Below are 19,767 nucleotides of genomic sequence, written 5' to 3'. Positions count from 1 at the left end.
TTAATGGTTAAATCTATATTTAGTCACATTACCATTCATCGTGATAGATGCCAAATTGTAAAGCACTAAAGCAGATATATAACGTTTTCTGTGACTTGTAGCGACTTTGTGATAACGATACGCTACTATCAAAGTAACAATGCAAGCAAGTGTTTAGAGTCTTCTAGTCTACCTTGTGTAATTCATAGCGTTAAGGGGAAATACCCATATTATGCTCAAACTTGATCGCTTATTGCTGATTACTGCGCTATTTTTTTTAAGCAGCTGTACCCCAGCTGATAAAAAAGCAGATTTAACCGTTGAGCATGCCGCCCGCGGCGCATTTGCTGCCGCTATTTCACACGATGGCCGTTACAGTTTAGTGTCATCCGTAGAACATGGTGTCAGTCTATGGGACAATCAAGTCCACGGACTAAAATATCAATGGCAACAATCCAAATCTAATGGCAATTTAGTCCATTCATTGGCCATCGCGTATGACAATAGTGTTGCGGTGACCGCTGAAAATGACACTTTTGCAATTTGGGATATAACCACTGGTAAAAACCTAGGCTTCTATCAGATCCAAACAGGCACCATCCGCGATATCGCAGTGAGTAACCAAGGTCACTTCGTGTTATATGGTCGTAGCGATAACGTGGTTGTGCATCTGGACTTAGAAAGCGGAAGGCGCATAGAGTTCCTTGGTCACCAAGAAAAAATTAACTCTATCGCTTTATCACCCAATGGTGCCTTCGCGCTGACTGGAGCAAACGACTATACCGCTTATTTTTGGGATACTCGTACCGGTCAAGTTATTCATCGCTTCAACCACCCTAGTCGTGTAACAAAAGTAGCGCTAGACGCGTCAGGCCAATATGCCTTTACCGCCGATAGTTTAAAGAAAGCCAGTATTTGGCAGCTGACATCGGGTGATCTTGTGTCACAATTGCAGTATATTGCGCGCCAGAAAATATTTAGCGCGGTACGCTTCAATCAATCTGCTACTTTACTTGCCACAGGCTCACCAAATAGAGAGCTTACATTGTGGCGCGTAAAAGATGGCCAAAAGCTTGGCCTTTGGAAAGTACAACCGCGCGAAGGTAGTCGACCTAAATCGGCAGTGGTGTTCGATGTCACATTTCTCGAACAAAAAAATGCTTTAATGACTGAAAGTTCCAGCGGCTTGTTAGAGCGCTTTGATCAAGTGGAGTCCCAATGACAGAATTAGAAAATCGCGTTACGGAGCTAGAAGCGAAAGTGGCTTTTCAAGACGATACCATTGAAACGCTCAATGACGAGCTCAAAATGCACCAACAAAGGTTGTCAAAAATGCAGCGTCAGATAGAGCTGTTGGGTGAAAAAATAAAAGAAAGTCGCGAAGAAGGTTTAATGCCGCAACATCAAGAGCCGCCTCCTCCGCATTATTAAACAACAAAGCCAGAGTATTACTCTGGCTTAAATACACCAATGACCTGCTCAAATTGGCGTGTAGATGCTTGGACTGCTTCCTCTGGCTGAGTCATGATGTGACCACACTTTACACACTCAACCTTTTCAACATCATGCTCTTTAAATAGCATCATCACATCGAGTTCTTTGCACTCTGGACACGATGCCCCTGCAATAAAACGCTTTTTTTGTTTCATGGCTTGCCCCTACAACTCATCGCCAACATTAGTTAGTCGCTATTTTAACCCAAACCAGCTAGATAGCATACGATTGTCAGTGATATACGCCAACAATCGACACATCTTTTTCGCTGACTTAAACTCAATTGTTCATGATATGATGCACCTTAATTCGGGTTTTAAAATAGAGCATTATGATCCAACTGTCTGATATTGAATTACTACGCGGTACAAAAAGTTTATTAAAAGATGCCAGCGCCACGTTATTTCCAGAGCACAAAGTCGGTCTTGTTGGGGCTAATGGCTGTGGCAAATCGTCACTTTTTGCCCTACTTAAAGGCGAACTTACTCTGGATGCTGGAGAGCTACAAATTCCCAAAGACTGGTCTATTGCCTCTGTTAAACAAGAAACTCCCGCATTAGAAATAAGCGCATTGGATTATGTGCTACAAGGACACCCTGAATACTATCAATGTCGCGTTGCATTACAAGAAGCTGAACAAGCACAAGATGGTGCAAAACAGGCAAAAGTTCATCAACAACTAGAGCTGATGAAAGGCTATAGCATCGAAGCCAAAGCGGGTGAGTTACTGCATGGCTTGGGTTTTAGTAATGAACAAATTACGCACGCTGTCAGTGCGTTTTCAGGTGGTTGGCGCATGCGTTTGAACTTGGCGCAGGCGCTTATTCGTGACGCAGACTTATTGTTGCTTGATGAGCCAACTAACCACTTAGATTTAGATGCTGTTTACTGGTTGGAGCGATTTTTACGAGTCTACACAGGTACACTTGTGCTTATTTCTCACGATAGAGAATTTTTAGATGCCGTGGTGGACCAGATCTGGCACATAGACCAGCAAAAAATTAATGTTTATAAAGGTCACTACTCGCAATTTGAGCGCCAAAAAGCAGAGCGTATGGCTCAGCACCAAGCCCTATTTGCCAAACAGCAAGAACAGATAGCCCACTTAGAAAAGTTCATTACTCGCTTTAAAGCAAAAGCCAGTAAAGCCAAGCAAGCGCAGAGCCGTGTAAAAGCACTAGAGCGCATGGAAAAATTAGCCCCGGCACACGCAGACTCCCCCTTTGATTTTGAATTTGCGGAGCCGACAACCCTGCCTAACCCGCTTATGACACTAGATGGCGCGCAGGCGGGCTATGGCGATGTAACCATACTGCACAAAATAAAACTCAACTTGGTCCCAGGTAGTCGCATCGCATTATTGGGCCGTAATGGGGCGGGTAAATCAACGCTAATTAAGCTTTTAGCAGGTGAACTTAAGCCGCAATCAGGTGAGGTGTTTATGCACCAAGGCTTGAAAGTGGGCTATTTTGCCCAGCATCAGCTTGAATCTCTCGATTTAGGTGCCAGTGCAATCACTCATATTCAGCGCCTAGACCCTAAAGCCAGCGAGCAGTCATTACGTGACTTTTTGGGCGGTTTTGCGTTTCATGGTGATAAAGCACTTGAGCCTGTTGCGCCATTTTCGGGTGGCGAAAAAGCACGACTGGTCCTTGCGATGTTAGTTTACCAAAAACCTAACTTGCTATTACTAGATGAGCCAACCAACCACTTAGACTTAGAAATGCGCCATGCTTTGGTTATGGCATTACAAGGCTTTGAAGGTGCAATGGTGACAGTATCTCACGATCGTCACATGCTCAAAAATACCGCAGATGAATATTACTTAGTCGACAATGGAGAAGTTACACAGTTTGGCTATGATTTAGATGCCTACTACCAGTGGCTACTCAACGCCAACAAAGAAGCAAGTAAAAAACCACAAGATCAGCCTAAAGCGCACTCTAGCGTTAATCGAAAAGAGCAAAAACGCCTTGAAGCTGAGTTTAGAAAGTCAGTCCAACCTCTGAAGAAAAACATTGAGAAACTTGAGAAGTCACTCGATAAATACTCTGAACAACTTGCTGAAATCGAACAACAGCTTGCTGATAACGATATCTATCAAGAGGAAAACAAAGCCAAACTGACTGAGTTACTGGCTCAGCAAGCCAAAGTAACGCCACTACTGAATGAAGTAGAAGAGTCGCTCTTATTCGCTTTAGAAGAGCTTGAAGAAAAACAAGCCGCGTTTGAGCAAAGTATTGACGTATGAGTACGTTAGATGAACATGCATTTTGGCAGTTTGCATGTACAGTGTATCAGCAAGGCAGTGCACAGCACACCTTGCTGAGCCTACAAGACAAGCACCAAAAAAATATCAACTTATGCCTGTTGTTGCTTTATCTTGAAACGCTCAATTTACAGCTCACCGAGCAGCTAGTGACACAGCTTGAAAGCATATGCAAAAACTTAGACACACAGCTTTTGGGCCCTCATCGCACCATCCGACAAACACTCAAACAGCAGTTTATTGACCATCAAAGCTATAGCAAGATCCGTCAGCAGCTACTCAACAGCGAGCTACAATTGGAGCGATTGCAGCAGTCAGCGCTAATCAGTTCGCTTAACCAATCCCACTTAACGAGTGCGACACCCAGTAACAACCTTGCGCTGTATCTTAATGAAAACCAACTTAAGCGTCTAAAAATGAGCTTAATTGCCGATAAATCATGATCGAGATCAAGCTCTGAGTATCACCTTAGCCTATCAGCTTTGAAACTTGATCGAGATCATATCTCGCCTCTCTCCCGTCAACTAAGATTACTTCATCGACAAGTTAGGAGGCATCAGCCATGAACGTATTCTTTAGAGATTTTTTCAGTGACCCAGTGTTGTTTCTCTCTTTTGGGATCTTAGGCGTGGTGATTGCACTATGTATCTTCTACGTTTACTACTTCGTTAAAAAAGTACAAGAAGCTGAAGTACCTAATTAAAATTAGTAAAGCCTATGTTGAGCTTGATGTTTATACATTAAATCAGCATTAAGGGTATTAACAGCCCACTCACTGGTTCCCCCAGAAGTAAAAAGAATTAAGCACGACGCACAAAGCACCTTACTAACCTTGTTAGTCGGGTGCTTTTTATTTTGCACTCAACAGTTTTGACTATCTTTGCTACACTGCTGCCACCTTGGACTCAAAGACGCTTTATGGACTACTCATTTAACAGCGCATGGTGGATGCGCAATCGACATGCTCAAACAATTTTGCCGCGCTTTTTTCGTCCACTGCAAAAAGTGCCTGTTAAATTTGAAGAATTAACCACCCCAGATGGCGATTTTTTAGAATTAGCCTGGGCAAAAGAGCAACGCCCCAATGCACCACTTGCGATTGTGTTACACGGCCTAGAAGGGAACATTAATAGCTTTTACGCCAAAGGCATGCTCAAAGCACTCACCCAAAAAGGCTTTGATGCAGTATTGATGCATTTTCGTAACTGTTCTAGGAGCGCCAATCGCCTGCCCCGCGCTTATCACAGCGGAGAAACCTCTGATCTTGGCTTCTTAATCCAGACTTTAAAGCAGCGTTATGTCGATAGACCTTTGTATGCGGTGGGGTTTTCTCTAGGTGGCAACGTATTAGCTAAATACCTAGGTGAACAGCAAGCACAAAGCGGCTTACATGGTGCTGCGGTGATCTCAGCTCCGCATCATTTGTCATCATCTTGCCAAGTGATCAGAAAAAGCTGCTATGGCCTTTATCAAAAATACTTGCTCGATAGAATGAAGCGTTCCTTTGCTCGCAAACTCGATACCATTACAGACGTGTTAACTGTTGATGAGCAGCAGCTTTACGCCATTGACGATTTATGGCAGTTTGATAATTTGATCACCGCCCCTTTGCATGGTTTTGAAGATGCAGAGGATTACTACGCAAAAGCCAGTGCGCAACATTATCTTAAAGATATCGTTACCCCAACTTTAGTTATCCACGCAAAAGACGATCCGATGTTATCATCACAAGCAGTCCCAAAACCTGAGCAAGTAAGTGATAGCGTCACGCTTGCAGTGTCAAACACTGGTGGGCATGTTGGCTTTATTAGCGGCACAAACCCACTGAAACCACAATTTTGGCTAGAAAAAGTGGTCCCTCACTATTTTAATGAGCTAAGCCAAAGGAAATTAAAGTGATCATTCCTTATCAACAATTAGACACCAAAACCTTAAATAATCTGATTGAACATTACGTGCTTCGTGAAGGCACTGATTACGGAGATCAGGAGTTCTCAACTGAAGCCAAAGTAGAACACGTAAAAGCACAATTAAAAAGCGGCGAAGCCGTTATTGTTTTTTCACAGTTACATGAGTCAGTCAATATTGTCTCAAAGGCACAATTTCAAGCGATGCAAAGTGAAGAGTACCCACAATATGAGTAACTGGTCGCAGACCATTTAGCCTACCGAACTTTTCAGTTATAGTCTGGGTATACTAATAAATATCAAAGGCAGGCTAATGACATTACGTTTTACTCTTTGCGCCCTTGCTTTGTCGGCTTTGACCGCACAAGCGCAAGATTATCAAGCGTCTGAACGCGCTCAGCGCATCGCTCAAAAAAGTATTCTTATCGATACACATATCGACGTTCCCTATCGTATTAAAAATAAATGGGATGATGTCAGCCGAGCCACTGAGGGCGGAGATTTTGACTATCCGCGAGCGGTCAAAGGTGGTTTAAATGCCCCTTTTATGTCTATTTATATTCCCGCCAATCTTGAATTTGAAGGCAAAGGCAAAAGCTATCAACTGGCTAATCAGCTTATTGATGGCATGGAAGCTTTGGTGTTCAGAGCACCAGATAAATTTGCAATGGCTAAATCAAGCAAAGATATTTACACCCACTTTAAACAAGGCAAAATATCGATTGCGATGGGAATGGAAAATGGTTCTCCGATAGAGGGCGATTTAAAAAATCTCAAACATTTCTTTGATAGAGGTGTCCGCTACATCACTTTGGCACATTCACAAAGCAATCATATTTCTGATTCATCTTATGATATTCGCCGCAAGTGGAAAGGTCTAAGCCCATTTGGTAAAGAGCTCGTAGTTGAGATGAACAAAATCGGCATGTTAATCGATGTTTCTCACATCTCCGATGCTGCTTTTTATCAAGTTATGGAGCTTTCTAAAGTACCCGTTGTCGCCTCTCACTCATCACTACGAAAGTACACCCCTGGTTTTGAGCGTAATATGGATGACGATATGCTCAAAGCACTGAAAAAGAATGGCGGTGTTATTCAAATCAACTTTGGCTCTAGCTTTGTCACCTCCAGCGCACGCAATTGGTACGAACAACGTAATAAAGCTGACGAGCGAGACAAATACATAAAAGAGAACCCTTTCCCATACGCAACGTTAGAGCAGGTACTTGATCATATTGACCATGTCGTAAAACTTATCGGCATCGATCATGTAGGTATTGGTTCTGACTACGATGGTGTGGGTGATTCGCTTCCTGCAGGCCTTAAAGATGTCTCTAGCTACCCAAATCTTGTTCAAGGCTTGTTAGACAGAGGCTATAGCGAAAGTCAGATCAAAAAAATTCTAAGTGGTAATACGCTGCGAGTGTGGCGTCAAGCAGAAGAATACGCAACGCAGTTTTAACGTCATCTGGTAAGAGCAAGGTTCGCTTTGCTCTTACCCACGCTACACGCTGTAAAAGACAGAAGCTGATTCTCAGTCACAACAAAAGGAACTGTCAAGAAACCAGTTTATTTCAAAATGAGCAATCAAAAAGGCAACAAACTAATGCTAAGCAGGTAGTTTTGTTATGGGTAATAAATAGAGAGTGTAAATCCGATGACCTTCGGCAATAACCAAAATTTGGTTGCGGGAGCCGGATTTGAACCGACGACCTTCGGGTTATGAGCCCGACGAGCTACCAGGCTGCTCCATCCCGCGCCTGTAATTTGTAAGTGCTATTTTATACTTCTGACTTACTGGTAGAAGTTATACAGAACCACAAAAGTGGTTGCGGGAGCCGGATTTGAACCGACGACCTTCGGGTTATGAGCCCGACGAGCTACCAGGCTGCTCCATCCCGCGCCTGTAATTTGCAAGTGCTATTTTATACTTCTGACTTACTGCTAGAAGTTTACAGAACCACAAAAAAAGTGGTTGCGGGAGCCGGATTTGAACCGACGACCTTCGGGTTATGAGCCCGACGAGCTACCAGGCTGCTCCATCCCGCGCCTGTAAATTTAAGATATTATCTTAAATTTTATCCTTCAATAAACAAGCTGTTAAGGCATGTCTTTCGAAGAGGTCGCTATCATATAGGATTGAATTTTAAATGCAAGCATTTAAAGCATCAAAACAAACCAACTGAGCAAATATTACACAAAGCGCAATATTAACTACGATGATGGGGGGTGATCAGTTTTTGCCATTGCCAATCAGGGTGGCCCATTACGATAAAGTCAGGGTTTTCTGTATGCTCACGTTGATTATATGTCAGCGGATTAAACTCAGCATCTGTTATACATCCACCAGCCTCTTCTACGATAACCTGTGAGGCACCTGTATCCCATTCGCCGGTCGGGCCTACACGTAAAAAGCAATCGGCTTTTCCTTCGGCAATCAAACAAGCTTTCAAAGAACATGAGCCCAAAGCCACTGTGTCAAAGTGGCTATTTAGATATTGGCTCACAGCTTCTAACTTTTGCCGACGGCTCACCGCCAATGTAAGACTGTTAGGGGGAGCCACAAAGATTTGCTGCTGCTCATCAACAGAACGTTTAAAAGCACCATGTCCTTTGGTCGCATAATAAGTCGTTTGTTTTGATGGCCAGTAGATAACACCTAATACCGGTTGGTTGTTTTCGACCAACGCAATGTTTACTGCAAAGTCACCACTTTGCAAAATAAACTCCCCCGTGCCATCCATCGGATCCAATAGCCAGTAACGCTGCCATTTTTCACGTTGAGATAACTCGGGGATAGGGGTTTCTTCAGACATTATGGGGATGTCAGGCGCTAGCGCTTTCAAGCCAGCCATGAGTACCTCATTGGCCGCTAAATCAGCTTCCGTCACAGGAGTGTGATCTGATTTTTCACGCGCACCAATATCTTCTTTTTGATAGATATCCATGATTGCGTCCCCAGCTTTAATCGCTAGGGCAATACAAGGCTCGAGCAGTTTTTGCATGTTAAACCTCCGCCGCTAAATATTGTTGAAGCAATAACAATGCTGCAACACTACGTGCCTCCGTAAAATCGCTCTGGCTCAGTAGCGTTTGCCACTGTTCTAAAGGCCACCTAACGGTCACTAAGGGTTCTGGCTCATCCCCTTCTAATTGCTCTGCATATAGCTCTTTGGCCACCAAAATATGCATTCTGGCGTTAAAGTAACTAGGTGCCAATGATAACGTTTTTAAGTCACAAAATTGCTTAGCGCCAAAGCCAACTTCTTCTTTTAGCTCACGATTACCTGCCTCAATTGGCGTTTCTCCTGGGTCAATCAGCCCTTTAGGGAAGCCTAGCTGATAATTGTGTGTTCCAGCACAATATTCTCTTACTAATAATAGCTCATTATCAGCAGTTATTGGCACTATCATCACCGCACCTCGCCCTCCACCACGAATACGCTCATAGTGGCGCTGCTCTCCATTTGAAAACTGCAGCTGTAACGCTTCAACGGTAAATAAGCGACTCTTTGCAGTAACTTCACAATGTAAGATCTCTGGAGGTGTTGGATGCTTTTTCTGTGACATAAGTATTTATTTGTTATGATGACATACACTTAATCATAAAGCCTTTGAAGATAAATGCCTATGCTAAATTGGTCTGAAATTGATACCGTGCTATTAGACATGGATGGGACTTTACTTGATCTACATTTTGACAGTTATTTTTGGCAGCATGTGATTCCGACAGAGCATGCAAAAAAACAAAACATCAGTTTTGAAGCCGCAAAAGCTGACATACTAAAACGTTATGAAGCCGTACATGGTCAAATTCAATGGTACTGCTTAGACTATTGGCACGAACAACTTGGCTTGCCAATTATGGCCTTAAAACGAGAGATCCAGGATTTAATCTCTGTGCGCGAGGACGTACCTGAGTTTCTAACTGCGCTAAAAGATGCTGGCAAAGAGTTAATATTACTCACTAACGCACACCCAGATAGCTTAAGTTTGAAAGTTGAACTAGCTGATTTTGCTCACTATTTAGATATATTAATTTCAACCCATCATTATGGCGTAAGTAAAGAAAGCCAATCACTTTGGCAACAGGTTCAAGCGGATTTGGGTTTTGATAAACAGCGAACACTCTTCGTGGACGACAGTTTGAGTGTGCTAAAAGCTGCTGAAGAGTTTGGAATTGGCCACTTACTGGCAGTAGCCAACCCTGATAGTAAACAGCCAGTCAATGTGATTACTGACTATTTATCTATCACGGACTATAGGACGTTATTGCCTATCAAATAGTAGGTTAGCTTGGGTAACGTGCCTGTAAACCGGCGTAAACATTTTTTGCAAAGTCTGGATGTTCAGTATCTAGGCTTTTTACCACTTCAACCAAATGTTCATTATCTTCTTGACCATCCCACACTTTGATATAAGTGCCATCTTTATAGCCATGATCTTGGCGGAAGAAATTCAACGTGTTCTTACCAACATAACCACGGTATAAATCATCAATATCCATACCTATTTGCTGCATACATCCAGCAAACGCATGGGCATTGAATTGTTTATTTGCCACGGCACTTGCCGCTAATGTTTCCAGTGTTTGTTTAAAATCAGCAGCGCTCTGAGGCTGGCTTAATTCGCTATCTAATTGCTCAGCGAGTTGCTGATAAGACGTTTTACCATCAATGCGCAAAGAAAGGCCAAAATGGAAAATATCCACCAGCTCTAAAATCACTTGCTCTGTATCTGGCGTTTGTTTCTTCCACCATTTCCAGCCGTAGTGATCTAGCATTTCGGCACATTCAACCCAAATTGCTCGGTACCACTCAAACCCTTGGTTAAACCACTGCTCATGTACTTTGGTATTCATGGCATTTTGCATTTCTAACATCACGGCTAGCTTAGTGATATTGGCTGACATTGCGCTCTCTCTTTGTGCTTTAAAAGGCCATAATGATACCTCAGCCAGCGCGATTGTGCACTGACTGAGCGACAACTTTTCAAGTCTACTGATTAGCGATTCTCTAATCGGTTAAAGTCGAATAAACCGTATTCTACACCGCGATATTGCTTGGCGACCTCATGTAATAGATCACTATATTGCCAAAACTGTGGGTGTGTACGGCGAATTGCAAATGCCTGCGTAAGTGCTCGATACTGCTGCTCATTGCGCACCGCTTGTAGTTGAGTGACAAAAGCCTCGGTATTTGCATCATCTGCTAAATACCAAATAGCTTCAGGGTAATCACCGATAAAACCCGGCACCAATGTAGCTGTGTCTTCTTCAAATGCCCGTTGTGCATCCTCATTAAGCAACGAGGAAATATTGTAATGGGCATTATGGTGAACTAAAGTAAATGCCTTATGTTGACCGTTACGTTGCCTTTGCAATACAAAGGAGACTTGCGGTAACAAATTAATGGCTTGATAAGGTAAGTTATTTAACTTTGCCAATGGTCCCTTTATCGCCTTGTAGTCGTAACGCTGGCTCAACACAGGTTTTAATGCGTTCGCTATTTTAGCGTACAGTTCAGTTTTAGGGTCATCGGTCGTGTATTCAATCCCGGTAGGCGCCGCTAACAAACTTTTGCGATTAATAAATTCGCTCAAGCTAACATTTGAGTGACGATACCAGTGATTTTTTATTTCCTGACGCACATCTTGAGGCAGTAAGTTAATAAAGTTTTGCTCACCTTCTAAACGCAAAAAGTCCATATATAACCGGGTATGAAGCTGATGCCCAATATTGCCAAATACATCAAACCCAGCCACCAATAAGTAATGGATCCGCTCAAATAAAGCATAATCAAGCAACCACATGGTTTTTGGCGCTTGTCCTACAAACCCTTTGACCACAGTAGCACTGTCAAAATGACGAAGCACCGTCAGCGCCGCATTGTCGTTATGACCATCGCCTTGCCAAATCAAGTCGGTGGTCAGCAATTTACCATCTGCAAGCAGTTCATTAGCAAGCTGTGTCTTTGCACGAATATATTCATGTTGACGGTTGGCATATTTCACCCAGCTTGAAATGGGTAACACGTTACTTTGCTCCTGCGCAGGTAGAGCAAGGTCATCTTCATGTCGCATTAGTAATTCACTTACTGCGGGAATGCTGTTTTTTTCAGGGTCTACAAATGCCACCCAGAACTGATCATTGATCACATTTAACGCGACTTGGCCTCTACAAACTGGCCCTTTGATATATCCTTTAATGATCAATTCAGCCTCATCAAGCATAAATTGATACTTGGACTTAACTGGAATTGCCGAAAAAGCTTTAAACGGATTGGAGCCTACTTCCGGTTCGTAACTTGGCAGCTCGGTTACCTCAAAATCAGGGCCGATAAACTGCTCATACAAGCGTGTCATTTTTTTATCTGATAGTGCCAATGGCATATGTGTTTTCGATAAAATACTGCTTCGTTCATGCATTAATCGGTAATAAACTCGCGCCACTTGAGGGTCATCATACGGACGGCGTGTAGCAATCAGTTCTATCGGCTCACCTGGTGGTGTTTTCGAGCGCACCAATTTAAAAAAGTTAGGCGTGGTACTGCTATTTTGTTCAGGGAAATAAATGTGAGCGAGATACCAGTGCTCGTAGATATATCGCGCCGCGAGTTGATGCTTAAGCCCTGATTGATTTAAAAACTGCTCCCAGCGCTTTACTTGTTTGAGCTCTGCATCTAACGGTGGAGCAATTTGTGCCATTTTGGCACCTTTTTTTAACCAATTCTCTAGCTGTTTAAACTCGCCCTGAGAAATGGCTGGCAAGCCATAAGGCATACCACCATGGGGTTTGTTTTTCGCTAAGTCATTGAACTCATCCATGCTTGGACAGCTTTGCTCTCTATCCAGAGAGAAATCAAACTCATTGCCAAGCAAGCCTTGTTGTGCAAAAGGCTTGCTCATTTTAAGTAGTAGGCTGTTATATAAAACACTACCAGCCAAATTTGCCTGCTCACTCTGCGCACGCTCATTGAGTACCGGGGTAAACCCTTTATCGCGCCACTGCTGTGTACTTTTGGCATCAAAAAGCAGCCGTGATGGCGCTTGTGCCAACAATCGCGTGCCATTGTAAACCCGCTCTTTATTTAAGCCTCTATCAATACCCTCGGGGGAAGAAAGCTTTAACTGACAAGGCGCGTCGTAACAACCATGACATACCACACAGCGCTGCTCTAAAACTGGTTTCACCAGCTGCAGATACTCTGAGCCATGACCTTGTGTATACTCAACACTACGTACTTGTACGCTGGATTGCCCATACATCTCGTCGTAATGACTCATGCCCAAGGTCACGCAACCACATAAAATAATAGCAACACCCAACAACCACCAAGTACGCATTTTCACTAATTGTCCTCTTCTTCGCCCAAATCAAATGTTGGCATCATTTCCATCGGTGGAGAAATAAACACTTGCTCATTTTCAAAGCTCACAACGGCGCTTAATACTGGCCCATGGTTAAGTAGCAACTGAGCTTGGTGTGCTTCATTGAGTGCGTTTTCATATTGTGCCAGCTCTGCTTTTAGTTGATATTGTTCAATGTTGATACTGATGTTCTCATCCGCTTTAGGGTTTTGGCACAAATGTGCCAACAGTGTTTCATCAAGGATCACTTCAAGAACAAGATCTGGGTTTGCCACATCTCTTTGCTCTAGTTCATCGTTGAGTAAAAATAGCGGTAAGCTTAAAGGGGTATTTTCTGACAATTCCATTATTGCTAGTCACATTAAAAGCCAAAGTTGCTCTCATACTAGCATAAGTTGGTATTAATCTTAATTGAACGATGGCTGACCTTATCTGCAAGGCCAGCCATGTAGTGCTACAGAGGCGTTTACCAAGGCAATGTGTCACCGTTTGAATGCCAAAATCCGCCCGTGTTTTCAATTGTTAATGCATCGATGCGTTTGCACAAGCGCTCTGCAGCGACCTCTGGTGAAATATCTCCAGCAAAATTCACCATTTGTGTTTGTACAAAACCAGGGTGGAATAACCCCACAGCAATCCCCTTACCTTTTAATTCATGCGCCAAACTTACGCTTGCGGCATTCAGCGCCGCTTTTGACATGCGATAGCCGATATACCCACCCGAGCCATTATCCGCAATCGATCCCATTCGGCTGGTGATCATGGCAATCTTACTGCTTTCATTGAAATACGGAAGCAACGCATGTACAACGCGAATAGGCGCAATGGCATTGACTTGTAGCTGATTTTCAATGGCATCAAAATCCATATTAGAGAGCGTTTCATTGTAAAACACGCCCGCATTATTAATTAATATATCAATGCTCTGGCCAGACAGGTGCTTTGCTAACTCAGAAACATGCTCAGCATTGCTCACATCAATGCCCGATATCACTGTAACATTCAGCGCCTCGAGCTCTGGGGATGCTTGGCGTACAACAGCCGTTACCTTATGGCCTTGCTCACTAAGCTGTTTGCAAAATTCAAATCCAATGCCTCGGTTAGCACCCGTTACAACAATATGTTTATTCATCATTAACTCCTTGTGGGTTATGTTGATTAATTACATTTAGTATAACTAACCTCAGGTTTGAATAAGAGTTTTGAAATAGGAAATACTTACAAACTAACAAAACGAGCATTCCAATGAGGGGACTTTGTTCAATATCAAGACGCTTTCACTGATATATAGCTGGCTATACCTGTGAAAGCAGCACACAAAACAAGTTTGGAAAAAGGCGGGTTATTGCTGAGAAAGCCATTTTTGCACAGCTGATTTGGGGTAAAGCACCTCTTTAAACAAACGGTGGCGCTGGTGTGTTAACGTCGACTCCTGCGCAGGTAAGCCCGACTGGATTTGGTTGTGATGCGCATTAAAGCGCGCTATTAAGTTAAAGCGCTGGGCACTTTTATCCCTTGCTCGTGCTAAGTGGCTTTGCAAATAGACTCTTACATCATCGGCGGTCATTAACCCTAAAGAATCTAAGTTCATTAACTCTTTTTTTAATGTTGAACGAATACCCATATTGTTTGTTCCTCGTCATAAATTGCAACAATCAACTCATGCAAATCTGTCAGCAAGATACACGCCAATTACTTCAGTTACGTTAAAGATCTTTTAAACTTGGAAAAAGTTTCGTCACTCATCGCAGCAAAGAGGTATACTAACGCAAATAGCAAAATTACGAGCTAAAGATGTCAGAGCAGCCCTTGGAATATATCGAAATAGAATTGGAAGAAGAGCCCATAGAGCTTTGCAACCTATTGAAAGTGCTTGATTTAGCAGAAACTGGCGGACAAGCAAAAATGCTAATTGGTGAAGGCTACGTGGCGGTTAATGGTGAGCCTTGCACAGTAAAGAGAAAAAAGCTCTATGCTGGAGATACCTTAGCGTTTGATGGTGAGTACTATCAACTGATCCTAGCCGAAGGGGTTGAACCTGCCGAACGTCCTGTGCCAAGCAGTTCAACTAACACAGTGCAAGATGCACCAAGTCAGCGCAAAAAACGCAATAGAAGCCGAAAAGATAAAAAAGACAGTAACACTGGGCGCAAACCAATCTCATTTGGTTAAAAAACACCCGACACCCTTGAATTTTTTTATTTCATCGCAATACAGTTAAGAATATGGCTAAAAAATATGCCGCAAGGTAAGCGGCATATGCCAATCATCGCTTCACAACGCATTAAGCGGAGGTAGCATGCACAATTCTTACGACACTCTCACACAGCTGACCATCAACCAGCAACAAATTCATTTGCATTCATTAGACAAACTTGGCGCAAAAGCCAGACGTTTGCCTTTTTCCCTAAAGATATTGCTGGAAAATTTACTGCGCCATGAAGATGGCCGTGCGGTGACCAAAGAAGATATCGATCATCTACTAAATTGGCAGCCTGATGCCACGCCTAACAAAGAGATAGCGTTTACGCCCGCACGTGTAGTTATGCAAGATTTTACTGGTGTGCCTGCCATTGTTGACTTAGCAGCCATGCGAGATGCAATGGCACGTCTAGGTGGTGACCCTAAAAAAATTAACCCACTGTCGAGTGCTGAATTAGTGATTGATCACTCTGTACAGGTGGATGAGTTTGGTCATTCAGGTGCATTTGACTTAAATGCAAAACTTGAATATCAACGCAATAAAGAGCGTTACGAATTCTTACGTTGGGGTCAGTCTGCTTTTGATAACCTAACGGTCGTGCCACCAGCCACAGGCATTGTGCACCAAGTAAACCTTGAGTACCTTGCTCGTGTTGTATTTCAAAGCGAAGTAGATGGAGAAACCTTTGCCTACCCTGACACATTAGTTGGCACTGATTCACACACCACCATGATCAACGGTTTAGGTGTGCTTGGTTGGGGGGTGGGCGGTATAGAAGCTGAAGCCGCCATGCTTGGTCAACCAATTAGCTTATTGATCCCACAAGTGGTTGGTTTTAAATTGGAAGGTGAACTCCCAGAAGGAACCACTGCAACCGATTTAGTATTAACCATCACACAAATCTTGCGTCAGCACGGGGTGGTTGGTAAGTTCGTAGAGTTCTACGGTAACGGCTTAGCACAACTGCCTTTGGCTGACAGAGCAACCATTGCCAACATGGCGCCTGAGTACGGCGCAACCTGTGGCATTTTTCCTATTGATGAAGAGACCCTATCATATCTGCGTTTAACCAATCGTGATGAACAGCAGCTTGCTTTAATAGAAGCCTATACAAAACATCAAGGTATGTGGCGCTATGATGGAGATGAGCCTGAATACAGCGATACACTCACCTTAGATTTAAGCACCGTTGTACCTAGCATTGCAGGCCCAAGTCGCCCGCAAGACAAAATTAATTTAGATGCTGCGGGCAAGCTCATAAACGAGCAGCTTAAAGCGATGCAAGAGAAACGCAGAGAACAAAACACCTCTCTACCAGAGGCGAGAATAGTTGACGAAGGGGGCCAATCGACTGATACCACGACTGAGCCTGAGGTATTGGGTATTGCGCAAGTGAACTATAAAGGACAAACCTTTTCACTCAACGACGGAGCTTGTGTTATCGCCGCAATTACCAGTTGTACCAACACATCCAACCCAAGTGTTATTTTAGCTGCGGCATTAGTTGCCAAAAAAGCTCACGAGCTGGGGGTCAAGCCAAAGCCTTGGGTCAAAACCTCATTGGCACCAGGCTCAAAAGTGGTTACAGACTACTTAAAACAAGCTAACTTGCTCACTCATTTAGAGGCGCTAGGCTTTAATTTAGTTGGTTACGGGTGTACAACCTGTATAGGTAACTCAGGTCCACTTCCTGAAGAAATCTCACAGGCTATTAATAAGCATAAATTAGTGGTCAGCTCTGTGCTTTCAGGGAATAGGAACTTTGAGGGTCGCATCCATCAAGATGTAAAAATGAACTTCCTCGCCTCTCCTCCACTTGTTGTAGCCTATGCATTAGCCGGACGCACAAATATAGATGTATACAACGAGCCGCTATGCCAAAATGAAGCTGGCAAAGATATTTACTTAAAAGATCTCTGGCCAAGTGTTAGTGAAGTCAAACAGCTCGTCGACGAGACAGTAACGAAAACGATGTTTGCATCGAACTACAACAATGTATATCAAGGAGATGAACACTGGCAGAATATCAGCACTGAAGGCAGTGAATTATACCCTTGGCAATCAGATTCAACCTATATTCGTCATGTACCATTTTTTCAAGACATGACCACAGAAGTCCCTAAACTACCACACATTACTGGTGCTAAATGCTTAGCAAAACTGGCAGACTCGGTCACCACTGATCATATATCTCCCGCTGGTAACATTAAAAAAGAGGCACCTGCAGGCCTATACCTCGAGCAACAAGGCATCAAAGAGAGTGATTTTAACTCCTATGGCTCTCGTCGTGGTAATCACGAAGTGATGATGCGCGGCACCTTTGCCAACATTCGCTTACGTAACCAACTGGCACCGGGTACAGAGGGGGGGATCACTCGCTTATTGCCAGATGATAAAGTCATGAGCATTTATGATGCCGCGATGGAATATCAAACGCGCGATGTTCCTTTGATTATTTTAGCAGGCAAAGAATATGGCACCGGCTCCTCACGAGATTGGGCGGCGAAAGGCTCACTATTGCTAGGTGTAAAAGCCGTTATTGCGCAAAGCTATGAGCGAATTCACCGTTCAAACCTCATTGGTATGGGCGTATTGCCATTACAATTTAAAGCTGAGGATAGCCATGAATCTTTAGCACTCTCAGGAGAAGAAAGCTTTGAAGTAATGGGGCTGTGTGATAATTGCGATGAAGTTAAAATCATCGCGACTACCGAGCAAGGTACCAGCAAAGAGTTTCAGGTTGATGTTCGTATTGATACACCAAAAGAATGGGACTACTACCGACATGGCGGCATATTACAGTATGTACTCAGGAATATGCTCAGCGACAAATAACTGCCTTAAAGAACAAGGAGGTGGTAGATACCACCTCCTCACTTTGAGTGACTTAACTCAACATTTCTCATACACTACTTCTCACCTTGATACGCAGCGGAATATTTTGAAACTATGGCTATTTGGTACAAGCCCATCACTTTAGCGCTTTGTCGACAACTCGATGAAGGGATGCATGGTAAAGGCTCTTTGATGAAAACACTGGGCATACAAATTTCAGAAATTGGCGATGACTACTTAGTTGCCACTATGCCAGCCACAGTCAATCACCATAACCCAATCGGTATGGTACATGGCGGTGCGAATGTTGCTTTGGCGGAAACCGTTGCCAGCTACGCGGCGAATTTTGTTATAGATTTTGACAATTACTACTGCGTGGGCCAAGAAATAAACGCCAATCATTTAAAAGCCTCTCGAAATGGGTTATTAACAGCCACAGCTAAGCCATTACATTTAGGAAAACGCACCTCTGTATGGGAAGTAAAAATCACCAATGCAAAAGGCGAACTATGCTGCGTATCACGTATGACAGCCGCTATTGTGGCGCGTGCTCGCCAAAATACTTAGCAACAATATTTTGATAAAGGCCCTCACGTTTAATCTGCATAAGCCCTTGGTTAAAGCGATTAATGATCTCTTTACCATCAGGGTGTTCTCGGCTTACACCAATATGTAAAGGCCAGCTTAATAATGTGGGTGTGTGGGCTATCAAATCATTCAGCTCTGGGTCTTTTGTTAATTCATGTTGAAATGCCAATATATCTGCAACCGCAAAATCAACTCTGCCTTTATGCACCAACTCCAAACAAGCATGCAAACTGTGCACATCAATGACTTTCAATTGTTCGATACTCTCGAACAACTCGTGATAAGCGTATCCTCTAATTGCTGCCACCGTTTTGTATCGCAAACTTTTGGCGCCGCGAAAATCCATTAGCTTGTTTTTTTTGCTCACCACCGCCAGTTCATTATGAAAATACGGCTGGCTAAACAAAATTGTTTCGTGTCGTTTCTCTGTCCACCAAAGCGCCGCTATAAAATCAACCTCATGCTTATCAAGCAACACTATCATCCGGCTGAAAGGGGCGATTTGAATTTCTAATTCCATTCCTTGAGAATCAAAAGCCGCCACTAAAATATCACGCACTAAGCCCGACCCATCAGCCTCAATGTAAGGAGGCCATGGGTTGTGTCCTCCCACCACTTTGCTTACTTGCGCATATGACATTGACGCAATAAAAACAAAAGCAATGAGCGCAATGTTTAGTCGTTTGGCCATACTTCTTTTTGTCATAATTATCATATTCTCTAGTGTAGTTGACGCTTGCGCAAATCGTTGGAGTTTTTAGTACGCCAATCGTTTGATGTAGCGCAATAGTTAGGCACAAAGACATACTCCTTAAACTACTTTCAACTTATACTTTTAACATAATCAGAGGTTTCACCAAGGTCTCACCGAGGAGCCACTTATGCCAGCCCAAAAACAAATCAAGCTGTTAAAAATAATTATCATCATTGGGCTGACTCTCATACTCACAGGCCACACCTTATTGAGCTATAACTTGCTAACTCATCTTGGTCCAGTGGGGTTTGCAATTGGTGCATCTTGTATTGCTATTGGTCTTATTTGCTCACTACCTACCAAAATATATCTCACCATTTTACTTATGCACAGGGAAAGACGCTGATCACCTAGTGCCTTGTTACCTGCT

The 19,767-nt window shown here is 43.3% G+C and carries 22 protein-coding genes and 3 tRNA genes; 13 read left to right on the top strand and 12 right to left on the bottom strand.

All coding sequences use genetic code 11. The features are described 5' to 3' along the window. Positions 1 to 211 precede the first annotated feature (211 nt). A complete protein-coding gene (locus HG263_RS20635) occupies positions 212 to 1,201 on the top strand; it encodes a WD40 repeat domain-containing protein (protein ID WP_171627968.1) in 990 nt (329 codons plus the stop codon). Continuing rightward, complete coding sequence (locus HG263_RS20630; protein ID WP_171627967.1) at positions 1,198 to 1,410, top strand: SlyX family protein; 213 nt, start codon at positions 1,198 to 1,200, stop codon at positions 1,408 to 1,410. Before HG263_RS20635 ends, HG263_RS20630 begins: the two co-directional genes overlap by 4 nt. A 17-nt stretch (positions 1,411 to 1,427) precedes the next feature. Here HG263_RS20630 and HG263_RS20625 read toward each other — a convergent pair whose 3' ends face one another. Then, positions 1,428 to 1,628, bottom strand: coding sequence for a YheV family putative zinc ribbon protein (locus HG263_RS20625; protein WP_171627966.1), 201 nt, complete (start codon positions 1,626 to 1,628; stop codon positions 1,428 to 1,430). Between the two features lie 176 nt (positions 1,629 to 1,804). Between HG263_RS20625 and HG263_RS20620 the strand changes: the two genes are divergently transcribed. The 6 genes from HG263_RS20620 to HG263_RS20595 all read left to right on the top strand — a co-directional run bounded on the left by HG263_RS20620 (position 1,805) and on the right by HG263_RS20595 (position 7,111). Further along, entirely contained in the window at positions 1,805 to 3,724 is a 1,920-nt protein-coding gene (locus tag HG263_RS20620; protein WP_171627965.1) for an ATP-binding cassette domain-containing protein, read from the top strand. Further along, the gene (locus tag HG263_RS20615) at positions 3,721 to 4,185 is read left to right on the top strand and encodes a TIGR02444 family protein (protein ID WP_171627964.1); all 465 of its coding nucleotides are present in this window, start codon (positions 3,721 to 3,723) and stop codon (positions 4,183 to 4,185) included. The genes HG263_RS20620 and HG263_RS20615 overlap by 4 nt, the downstream gene beginning before the upstream one ends. A gap of 119 nt (positions 4,186 to 4,304) precedes the next feature. After that, positions 4,305 to 4,445: a hypothetical protein gene (locus tag HG263_RS20610; RefSeq protein WP_171627963.1), complete on the top strand. Its 141-nt coding sequence runs from the start codon at positions 4,305 to 4,307 to the stop codon at positions 4,443 to 4,445. Positions 4,446 to 4,660: 215 nt separating this feature from the next. Further along, entirely contained in the window at positions 4,661 to 5,641 is a 981-nt protein-coding gene (locus HG263_RS20605; protein WP_171627962.1) for a hydrolase, read from the top strand. Continuing rightward, complete coding sequence (locus tag HG263_RS20600; RefSeq protein ID WP_171627961.1) at positions 5,638 to 5,886, top strand: YheU family protein; 249 nt, start codon at positions 5,638 to 5,640, stop codon at positions 5,884 to 5,886. The genes HG263_RS20605 and HG263_RS20600 overlap by 4 nt, the downstream gene beginning before the upstream one ends. Positions 5,887 to 5,962: 76 nt before the next feature. Next, a complete protein-coding gene (locus HG263_RS20595; RefSeq protein WP_171627960.1) occupies positions 5,963 to 7,111 on the top strand; it encodes a dipeptidase in 1,149 nt (382 codons plus the stop codon). A gap of 220 nt (positions 7,112 to 7,331) precedes the next feature. On the opposite strand, the gene HG263_RS20590 is transcribed toward HG263_RS20595, so the two are convergent. The 5 genes from HG263_RS20590 to nudE form a co-directional block, all read right to left on the bottom strand. Then, positions 7,332 to 7,408: transfer RNA gene (locus HG263_RS20590), tRNA-Met, on the bottom strand. Between the two features lie 67 nt (positions 7,409 to 7,475). After that, positions 7,476 to 7,552: transfer RNA gene (locus tag HG263_RS20585), tRNA-Met, on the bottom strand. 69 nt (positions 7,553 to 7,621) lie between these two features. Further along, positions 7,622 to 7,698, bottom strand: a tRNA-Met gene (locus HG263_RS20580). A gap of 161 nt (positions 7,699 to 7,859) precedes the next feature. Beyond that, complete coding sequence (gene cysQ / locus HG263_RS20575) at positions 7,860 to 8,654, bottom strand: 3'(2'),5'-bisphosphate nucleotidase CysQ (protein ID WP_171627959.1); 795 nt, start codon at positions 8,652 to 8,654, stop codon at positions 7,860 to 7,862. 1 nt (position 8,655) lies between these two features. Beyond that, the gene (gene nudE / locus HG263_RS20570; protein WP_171627958.1) at positions 8,656 to 9,219 is read right to left on the bottom strand and encodes an ADP compounds hydrolase NudE; all 564 of its coding nucleotides are present in this window, start codon (positions 9,217 to 9,219) and stop codon (positions 8,656 to 8,658) included. A gap of 60 nt (positions 9,220 to 9,279) precedes the next feature. Here nudE and yrfG point away from each other — a divergent pair, with 60 nt between their 5' ends. After that, positions 9,280 to 9,936, top strand: a complete 657-nt coding sequence (gene yrfG, locus HG263_RS20565; protein WP_171627957.1) for a GMP/IMP nucleotidase — start codon at positions 9,280 to 9,282, stop codon at positions 9,934 to 9,936. Positions 9,937 to 9,940: 4 nt separating this feature from the next. Here yrfG and HG263_RS20560 read toward each other — a convergent pair whose 3' ends face one another. The 5 genes from HG263_RS20560 to HG263_RS20540 form a co-directional block, all read right to left on the bottom strand. Continuing rightward, positions 9,941 to 10,561, bottom strand: coding sequence for a dUTP diphosphatase (locus tag HG263_RS20560; protein WP_171627956.1), 621 nt, complete (start codon positions 10,559 to 10,561; stop codon positions 9,941 to 9,943). 92 nt (positions 10,562 to 10,653) lie between these two features. Next, positions 10,654 to 12,993, bottom strand: a complete 2,340-nt coding sequence (locus HG263_RS20555; protein ID WP_171628001.1) for a fatty acid cis/trans isomerase — start codon at positions 12,991 to 12,993, stop codon at positions 10,654 to 10,656. Positions 12,994 to 12,998: 5 nt separating this feature from the next. Then, positions 12,999 to 13,364 carry a hypothetical protein gene (locus HG263_RS20550; protein WP_171627955.1) on the bottom strand — a complete coding sequence of 122 codons (366 nt, stop codon included), beginning with the start codon at positions 13,362 to 13,364 and terminating at the stop codon, positions 12,999 to 13,001. Between the two features lie 119 nt (positions 13,365 to 13,483). Beyond that, positions 13,484 to 14,149, bottom strand: coding sequence for an SDR family oxidoreductase (locus tag HG263_RS20545; RefSeq protein WP_171627954.1), 666 nt, complete (start codon positions 14,147 to 14,149; stop codon positions 13,484 to 13,486). 210 nt (positions 14,150 to 14,359) lie between these two features. Next, positions 14,360 to 14,641, bottom strand: a complete 282-nt coding sequence (locus HG263_RS20540) for a hypothetical protein (RefSeq protein WP_171627953.1) — start codon at positions 14,639 to 14,641, stop codon at positions 14,360 to 14,362. A gap of 170 nt (positions 14,642 to 14,811) precedes the next feature. On the opposite strand from HG263_RS20540, the gene HG263_RS20535 reads away from it, so the two are divergent. The 3 genes from HG263_RS20535 (at position 14,812) to HG263_RS20525 (ending at position 18,622) form a co-directional block, all read left to right on the top strand. Beyond that, complete coding sequence (locus HG263_RS20535; protein WP_171627952.1) at positions 14,812 to 15,189, top strand: RNA-binding S4 domain-containing protein; 378 nt, start codon at positions 14,812 to 14,814, stop codon at positions 15,187 to 15,189. A 127-nt stretch (positions 15,190 to 15,316) separates the two neighbouring features. Then, on the top strand, positions 15,317 to 18,055 hold the full coding sequence (gene acnA, locus HG263_RS20530) for an aconitate hydratase AcnA (protein WP_171627951.1): 2,739 nt from the start codon (positions 15,317 to 15,319) through the stop codon (positions 18,053 to 18,055). Between the two features lie 114 nt (positions 18,056 to 18,169). Next, positions 18,170 to 18,622: a PaaI family thioesterase gene (locus HG263_RS20525; RefSeq protein ID WP_171627950.1), complete on the top strand. Its 453-nt coding sequence runs from the start codon at positions 18,170 to 18,172 to the stop codon at positions 18,620 to 18,622. On the opposite strand, the gene HG263_RS20520 is transcribed toward HG263_RS20525, so the two are convergent. Next, a complete protein-coding gene (locus tag HG263_RS20520; RefSeq protein WP_171627949.1) occupies positions 18,591 to 19,349 on the bottom strand; it encodes a substrate-binding periplasmic protein in 759 nt (252 codons plus the stop codon). The genes HG263_RS20525 and HG263_RS20520 overlap by 32 nt on opposite strands. A gap of 175 nt (positions 19,350 to 19,524) precedes the next feature. Here HG263_RS20520 and HG263_RS20515 point away from each other — a divergent pair, with 175 nt between their 5' ends. Next, positions 19,525 to 19,743 carry a hypothetical protein gene (locus HG263_RS20515; RefSeq protein ID WP_171627948.1) on the top strand — a complete coding sequence of 73 codons (219 nt, stop codon included), beginning with the start codon at positions 19,525 to 19,527 and terminating at the stop codon, positions 19,741 to 19,743. Positions 19,744 to 19,767: the final 24 nt, after the last annotated feature.

Source organism: Pseudoalteromonas caenipelagi (assembly GCF_013140855.1).
Taxonomy (GTDB): domain Bacteria; phylum Pseudomonadota; class Gammaproteobacteria; order Enterobacterales; family Alteromonadaceae; genus Pseudoalteromonas; species Pseudoalteromonas caenipelagi.
Note: the sequence above shows the minus strand (reverse complement) of the source record. Positions and strands in the feature narration are given on the sequence as shown.